Below are 7035 nucleotides of genomic sequence, written 5' to 3'. Positions count from 1 at the left end.
ACTGCCGAGCACACCACTGCGGTCACCCCGCCGGTGTGGCCGGTGAGGGGCTCACCGACAAGCCGACCGGTCGCCAGGTCCCACACCCGTGCCGTCCCGTCGTGGCTTGCCGTGACGGCGACGGGTCGGCCGTCCAGCAGTGCGGACGCGACTCCGGTCACCCCGCCGGTATGGCCGGTGAGGGGCTCACCGACAAGCCGACCGGTCGCCAGGTCCCACACCCGTGCCGTCCCGTCGTCACTGGTGCTGACGGCGACGGGCCGTCCATCGAGCACCGCGCACGCGACCCCGGTCACGCTGCGGCTGTGGCCAGTGAGAGTGTCCCGCAGGGCGGGGTTGAAGGTACTGCCGGTAGCCCACTGTGCTGTCCAGGTATCGGACGGGATGTGCCGGGTGAGATCACGGTGGAGGCCGTGGGCTCCGGCGCGGGCGGCATCGAGGCTGAGGGTCTGTCGTCTCGTGGGCGGTTCCGCGTCGTGGTGGAGGTGAAGGCCGGTGCGGTAGACGGCGGCGGTCAGGCGGGCCGTGTCACTCCGGGCCTGGTGGAGGTACGGGGTGAGACCGCGGGGCACGGCGTGGACGAGGTACTCGCTGTCGGTGAGCACCTCGTCCAGGAGACCTGCCTGCGCGGCGTGGTGGGCGAGGTGGTGGAGGGTGTAGGGGTGGGCCCGGGACCAGTCGCGGCTGCCGTCGGCCCGCTGGGGGACCCGGTCGGTGAGGACGTGGGTGAACGCGGCGTGGACGGCCCTCGGGTCGGTGTTCTCGCGGAGGTGTTCGGCCAGCGCCTCGTGGTAGAGGCGGTAGGCGGAGCGGTTGCCTTCGGTCGCTTCGACGATGTAGGCGCCCGCCTGTTCGCGCAGCCACACGATGTCGTCGTCGGTGTAGGCGCGCCCGGAGAGGCGGGTGGCGAGGGCGGCCCAGAGGTCTTCCCAGGGCAGGCCCTGGCCCTGGGCGTAGGCGAGGGGACGCAGGAGGTCGGTGACTCGCCGGGCGTCGGCTCCGAGGCGTTGGTGGAGGTCGTGGCGCATGGCGTCGCCGGCATGGCGGGGCAGGGCGACGTGCCAGGCGGTGTCGGTGGGATCGGGGATCGTGGGGGCGGCGGCGAGGGTGCCTGCGGTGATGCGGGCGATGAGGAAGGAGTGGCGGGCTGCGCCGGCGACCTTGCGGGCAACCGGTTCGACGGCGCCCGGGGAGCGCCGGTAGGGGGAGGTACGTCGGGCCTGGAGGAGGGTGCGGGCGGCGTAGGCGGTGAGGGCTTCCGGGTCGGCATAGCGGCCGCTGTCGAGATCGAGGACCTGGTCGTCGGTGAGAGGCAGGCGGGGCAGGAGGTTGGGGCGGGTGCCGAGAAGGAGGCGGATGCGGCCGCGGGAGTGCTGGAGGAGCGGGCGCAGGATGGTGGTGCAGAGGCTGTCTGGGGTGGCGGCCTCGTCGAGGGCGTCGATGAGGACGGTCAGCGGGCGTGGGCGGTTCTGTCGGCCGAGGGCGTCGAGGAACGTGCCGACGGTTTCGGCCTGGACGCGGGCGGCTGCGCACAGCGCATCGAGGATGTCGGTGTCGGTGAGGCGTTGGGCGTAGACGGCGGCGTTCAGTGCGCCGAGGTTGAGGAGGTCGGGGGGCAAGCCGAGGGTGTGGAGGGGAACCGTGCGGCGGCGTTCGGGGTGGGTGAGGGCGGCGATCATTCCGAGGACGGCGGTCTTGCCGGAGCCTGGTCCCCCGGTCACCGCCCGGCACCCGGCCGTGTCGCCGTCTCTGCGGGTGCTGAGCCAGGCGGCGAGGTCGGTGAGGGCGGCGTGACGGCCGCTGAACCACCACCCCGGTTCGGTGCCCTCGCCGGTGTCGTGGCTCTGGTAGCCCATGGCGCGGAGCAGCAGTCGGGTGACGAGTTCGGTCTCCCGCCGCCGGTCCTGTTCACCGAAGGCGGCCTCCTGCTGCACCGCGAGGTCGACGGCGCTGAGGCGGGCGTCGTGGCGCGGGTTGGGGAGGAACGCGGGCGGCTCCCCGTCCAGGCCGACCATCGCCAGGCCGATCCGCTGGTGGTCGGGCCGCTCCGGGGCGTCGTTCATGTGCTGGACCACGGTGCTCACCGACAGCGTGTCAGGGCCGCGGCCGGCTACCGCCAGGCCGTTCACCGCGTCCTCCAGCAGGCGCGGGAACAGGTCGGCCACCGCTTCCTGGTGGGGCTGGGCAGAGGACACGATGACGAGTCCCGACCCGGACCCGGTGCCCCAGGTCTGTCCAAGGCGTTCCAGTGCTGCGGCAGCCAGCTGGTTGCCGCCGTGGCCGACGTAGCAGGCGTCCAGCATCAGCAGCACCCGCCGGATCCGGGTGTCGAGCAGCATCGCCCGCGTCAGCTCCGCCGTCGGCAGCCCCGTGTACGACAGCCGGTCCGGATCGGTGTCAGCGGTGATCAGGACGTGCTCGCCGGTGGAGTCCAGGATGTCGCCGTGGCAAGACAGGTACACCGCGAGCAGGTCTTCCTCCCGGCGTTCCGGCGAAGTGCAGAACGCGTTGAGGGCGTCGGTCAGTTCCTGCTTGGTCGGATTCGGTGGAACGCCGTCGTGCAGGTGGTACCCGAGGCCGGCGAACAGCGCGGCAACCCTCCTGCGAGCCGTCGGCAGGTCAGGCCGGTCCCAGGCCCGGTTCTTCGGGTACTCCGCCACCGTGGCAGCGATCAGGAACCTCCGCGGTTGCCTGTTCCGCGCTTCGCTCACCCCAGGCCCTCGGCGATCGCCTTCCCACACAGGGCGTCGGTCAGGTACGCCGTCGCGTCGTGTGCGTGCGTGCCGTTGGACAGCAGTCCCGAGCGCAGCCGCTCGCCGAAGACCGGCCGCAGGTCCTTCACCAGGGCCACCACGTCCCCCGTGCCGGCCAGATTCGTCCACGCCATCCCGTCTCCGCCCGGCCACACCCCGCGAACCCCCGTGCCGGCCCGTTCGGGGACCGGCTGGAGGCGGTCGAACACCAGATTGCGGATGCCCAGCGGCGAACCGATCGTCACCAGCGCCCGCACCCCGTGCCCCGGCAGCGCGCACAGCGCCTCGTAGGCCACCACCGAGCCCAGCGAGTGCGCCACCACCACTCGGGTGTCCGGGCCGATCCGCGCCATGACCCGACCGCGGACCCGCTCACGAACCTGCTGGTCCGTCAGGTACGCGCGGACCTGCTTCAAATCGCTGACGACCATCCGCAACGCCACGTCCGAGAAGAACCTCGACCCGGACAGAGCCCGCAGGGCGGCCTGGACCGAACGTGGTGTCGCCACCAGGGTGTCGGCCGCGCCTGGGGGCACCACCCCTGCATCGACCTCCGACGCGGCTGACCACCAGGCGGCGAGAAGTTCCCGTTCGAAGCCGTCCTCCACATCCCTGGCGGTATACGGCGGAATTCCGGCCGAGAGCATCCGGCCGACCGGACGGAACACGTCCCCGTAGAAGCCCACCGCGACGTCCTCCTCCCCCAGCACGTCCGCGACCGCACCGGCCCGCCGCAGGCCGTCGCGCAGCGCCGGCCACCACACCGCCCGCAGCCGGTCCTCCCCCTGCACCTGCTGCCCTATCCCGTGCACACACACCACCCGGGCCACGACCACCACCCCCAGCAGACCAGAACGCCGCCAACCGCAGCGGATTCACACCTACCAGCCCCCGTCATGCCCGTCTGCCGAATCAGCTAAATCGACAGCCTGCCTCCGGTACACGTCCCACGGGTTCGAAGCCGTCCTCGAAGCCGTCCTCGAACCCATCCTCGGTCGGCACCGCATGCTTCCGGCTCATTGTGTCGCCCGCTGTCCGCCGTGGAGGCGGCAGCTTCCGATGAGGCCGGCACGCGTCGACCGGGTAACCGTCTTGCGGGGCCTAACACTGGAGGCTGGTCTTTCATCGTTTCTCTGACACGTGGGCACCTACTGCGGGATCGTCGGTCCCGCGCCCGGCAGACGGGCGCTTGGACGGGCTGAGCCTTGGAGGGCATCGTGGGCGAGCGGGAGACGTGGACGACGGACGAGTTCGGGGCCTCGCACGAGGGAGCCGTCGGCGTGCTCCTGCCCGACGGCACCGTTCCCGAGCCCGCCTACCTCATCCTGACGGAACACGGAGCCGGGCGGACGACCACGCAGTGGAACGTGTACGACGGCAGCTCAGGTCTCCGCCCGAGGGCGCACATGCTGCGCGCCGTGTGCTCCTGCGGTTGGTCCGGTGCTGCGCGTCCCCTCGACTGGGACCAGATCGGCGAGCGGGCCCTCAGTGAAGCGGCCCTGGACCTGGCGGAGAGCTGCGAGGAGGAGTGGGACCGGCACGCCGCCGAGGTGGAGGAGTCCGCTGTGGCCCTGCCGGAGGAACTCGGCGAGTTGCTGCGCCTCCTGGCGGAGGGGATCGAGAAGCTGGGGAACGACTCCCCACTGGCCGCGCTGAGGGCCGCGAGGCTGCTGGAGGTGACTGCGGAGCGGAAGGCCTACTGGCCCGCCCGGGATGCCCGGCGTGACCTGAGCCTGAAGGAGACCGCCGCCGCGCTCGGCCTGAACGAGGACGCCGCCCAAGAGCTGCTGGCCCGCTTCGGCCGCTGGAGCCCGTACAGCTGAGGCCCTGATCGACGGCGGTAGTCCGACCGGGTGGTGGACCGCTCTCCGGGATCGGGATACTGGGGGTATGGCGGACACGGGGGGTCGGGAAGGCGTGCGCGAAGGACGGCGGAGGCGGCTGGTGGCCGCCGTGATTTCTCTTGGCGCGCTGGGTGTCGGTGTCGTCCACACCGTCAGGCCGGATCTGAAGATCGACGGTGCGACGCTGGTCCTGGCCGCGATCGCCGTGGTCCCGTGGCTGGGCGACCTCTTCGAGAGCATCGAACTGCCCGGGGGCGCCAAGTTCCAGTACCGGCAGTTGCAGGAGCGTGTGGAAGCGGTCGAACAGCAAGCCGCGGAGGCGCGGGAGGCGGTGGACGACGCGAGCCGCCAGGCCCGCGTCGCCCTGGTGGCCGGCGGCGAGGGTGTTCAGGGCGCCGAGGCGGAGCAGACGGTCGGCCGTCTCGTCGACGAGTACGCGGACCTGCGGCGCAGGGAGCCGTCGGGGCCTGCGCGGACATACCGTCAGGAGCTGATCTTCGCCGAGCTGGCCAGGTTCACTCCGCTGGTGGCCGACTACGACACCGCCTCCGCCCTCGGCTCCCCCGACGGCGGGACCAGGCTGGCGGCCTACGCCCGCCTGTACGCCCGGCCGGAGGAGGAGTTCTTGCCGGCGCTCGTCGAGGCGGCGGTCTCCGAGGACTTCGCGTTCAGCCAGTACTGGGCCTTCCAAGCGATCGGTTCGATCGTCGACGCCGTCGGGCCGGGGAACGTGCGACTCGACACGGTGCGACGTCTGCGTGCCTGCCTTCCCGGGCTGCCGCAGGAGAGTGACCGCGTCCGGGCGCTGACGGCGGTCCTCAGACGGTTGGAGAGCGCGGCGGGCTGACGTTGCCCCCGCTGGCCGCCGGGGTCGGTGGAGGGACGGCCGACTCAGACCGGCCAGGCGTCGCCTGAGTGCCAGTGCTCGACCCATTCCGCGAAGCCCCAGGCCTCGGCGCCGGGCACCGGGATCGCGCCGACGTCGGACACCATCCAGACCTCGCCCCGGTGGGGCCCGGCCGTCGCCAGGAGCCAGAACGACTGGCCGTCCTCCGAGCCGAGGACCACCGATCCGTGGGTGAAGGCGGCGTGGATGCGGGGATCGTCCGGATCGGCCTCGCCGTCGTCCTCCCACAGCCAGGCGTCGTCCAGCGGGAACGGTTCGCCGGGCAGGCGCGGCCCCAGGTCCGGCCAGTTCGCGGGCAGCCATCCCAGGGGCTGGAGCCCCCCGTCCTCGGCAGGTCCGAGGCTGCTGCCGTTGCTGATCTCCGCGGTGAAGGTCCGGTAGGGCTCCGGAAGCGTGACCCCGTTCGCGGCCTCCCACGCCGCGACGCCGTCGTACCCCAGGGCAGGCTCCCGCCACTCCGAAGGGAACGCGGCGCCCAGGATGGCGAGGGCGGTCTCATCGGGGCGCTGATCACATGCTCGGGTCACGGGAGGATCTTCTCAGGGGCGATCGACTTCCGATCCGGCGGCCCTGGTGCCTCGGCGTGGTCGCAGGGCGGCACCGGCGCCCAGGGGCGAGCCGCTGGTCCTGGCCCCGGGCCGCCTGAGCGTCCAGCGGCATGGCGTGGAGCGAAGGCGTGAAGGCGTCCCCGAAGGGGGCCCAGCCCGGGTCACGCCGGTGGGATCGGGCCGAGGTAGGTGCCGCCGGAGGCATCGATGGCCTGGCCGGTCACCCAGCGGCCCTGCGGGCCGGCGAGGAAGCCCACGACGTCCGCGACGTCCTCCGGCAGGCCGATCCGGCCCAGGGCGGTGATGGACTCCAGTCCGGCCATCGCCTCCGGGGCGCTCGTCCACGCGGAGGTCATGTCGGTGAGGATCACGCCGGGGTTGACGGTGTTCACGGTGATCCCGCGCCGGCCGAGCTCGTTGGCGAGGGGCGCGGCGAGGGCCACCAGCGCCGTCTTGCTGACGCTGTAGCCGATCTGGAGGGGCGAGCCGATCCGGGCAGCGGCCGAGGCCACGTTCACGATCCGCCCGCCGTCCCGGAGCAGCGGCAGGGCCCGCTGGATCACGAAGACCGGCGTGCGGACGTTGATCGCCATCACCCGGTCGAACTCCTCCTCGGTGATCTGTCCGATCGAACCGGCCAGGTGGATGCCCGCGTTGTTCACCAGGACGTCCAGGCCGTCCTCGCCGTGCTCCGCCAGCCCGGCCGTGAGGCCCTCGAACAGTTCGTCCAGCGCGCCGCTGGTACCGAACCGGGCCCGCACCGCGAACGCCCGGCCGCCGGACTTGGCGATCAGCTCCACGGTCTCCGCGGCGGCCTCCTCGTTGCCGCCGTAGTGCACCGCGACCAGCGCCCCGTCGGCGGCGAGCCGCAGCGCGACCGCCCGCCCGATCCCGCGCGACCCGCCCGTCACCAGTGCCGTCCTACCGTCCGGTTCGCCCATGGCCGCCGCTCCTTCGTACCGCCCCGGCCGAGTCCGGGGCCG

General features: G+C 72.5%; 6 protein-coding genes. 2 read left to right on the top strand and 4 right to left on the bottom strand.

Annotated elements, in window-relative coordinates; genetic code table 11:
* Both ACFCY1_RS23150 and ACFCY1_RS23145 read right to left on the bottom strand, forming a co-directional pair.
* Nucleotides 1–2660 (bottom strand): caspase family protein (locus ACFCY1_RS23150; RefSeq protein WP_375875878.1); only part of this gene is annotated, 2660 nt, incomplete at its 3' end.
* Between the two features lie 47 nt (nt 2661–2707).
* Complete coding sequence (locus ACFCY1_RS23145) at nt 2708–3565, bottom strand: hypothetical protein (RefSeq protein ID WP_375875877.1); 858 nt, start codon at nt 3563–3565, stop codon at nt 2708–2710.
* A 405-nt stretch (nt 3566–3970) separates the two neighbouring features.
* Between ACFCY1_RS23145 and ACFCY1_RS23140 the strand changes: the two genes are divergently transcribed.
* On the top strand, nt 3971–4576 hold the full coding sequence (locus ACFCY1_RS23140; RefSeq protein WP_375875876.1) for a hypothetical protein: 606 nt from the start codon (nt 3971–3973) through the stop codon (nt 4574–4576).
* 67 nt (nt 4577–4643) lie between these two features.
* Entirely contained in the window at nt 4644–5444 is an 801-nt protein-coding gene (locus ACFCY1_RS23135; RefSeq protein WP_375875875.1) for a hypothetical protein, read from the top strand.
* 44 nt (nt 5445–5488) lie between these two features.
* Here the strand turns inward: ACFCY1_RS23135 and ACFCY1_RS23130 are convergent, their stop codons facing one another.
* Nucleotides 5489–6031 carry an SMI1/KNR4 family protein gene (locus ACFCY1_RS23130; RefSeq protein WP_375875874.1) on the bottom strand — a complete coding sequence of 181 codons (543 nt, stop codon included), beginning with the start codon at nt 6029–6031 and terminating at the stop codon, nt 5489–5491.
* A gap of 182 nt (nt 6032–6213) precedes the next feature.
* The gene (locus ACFCY1_RS23125) at nt 6214–6993 is read right to left on the bottom strand and encodes an SDR family NAD(P)-dependent oxidoreductase (protein ID WP_117485803.1); all 780 of its coding nucleotides are present in this window, start codon (nt 6991–6993) and stop codon (nt 6214–6216) included.
* Nucleotides 6994–7035 lie beyond the last annotated feature (42 nt).

Origin of the sequence: Kitasatospora sp. NPDC056273 (assembly GCF_042268845.1) — a bacterium.
Lineage (GTDB): Bacteria > Actinomycetota > Actinomycetes > Streptomycetales > Streptomycetaceae > Kitasatospora.
This window is presented reverse-complemented; position numbering and strand designations above follow the sequence as displayed.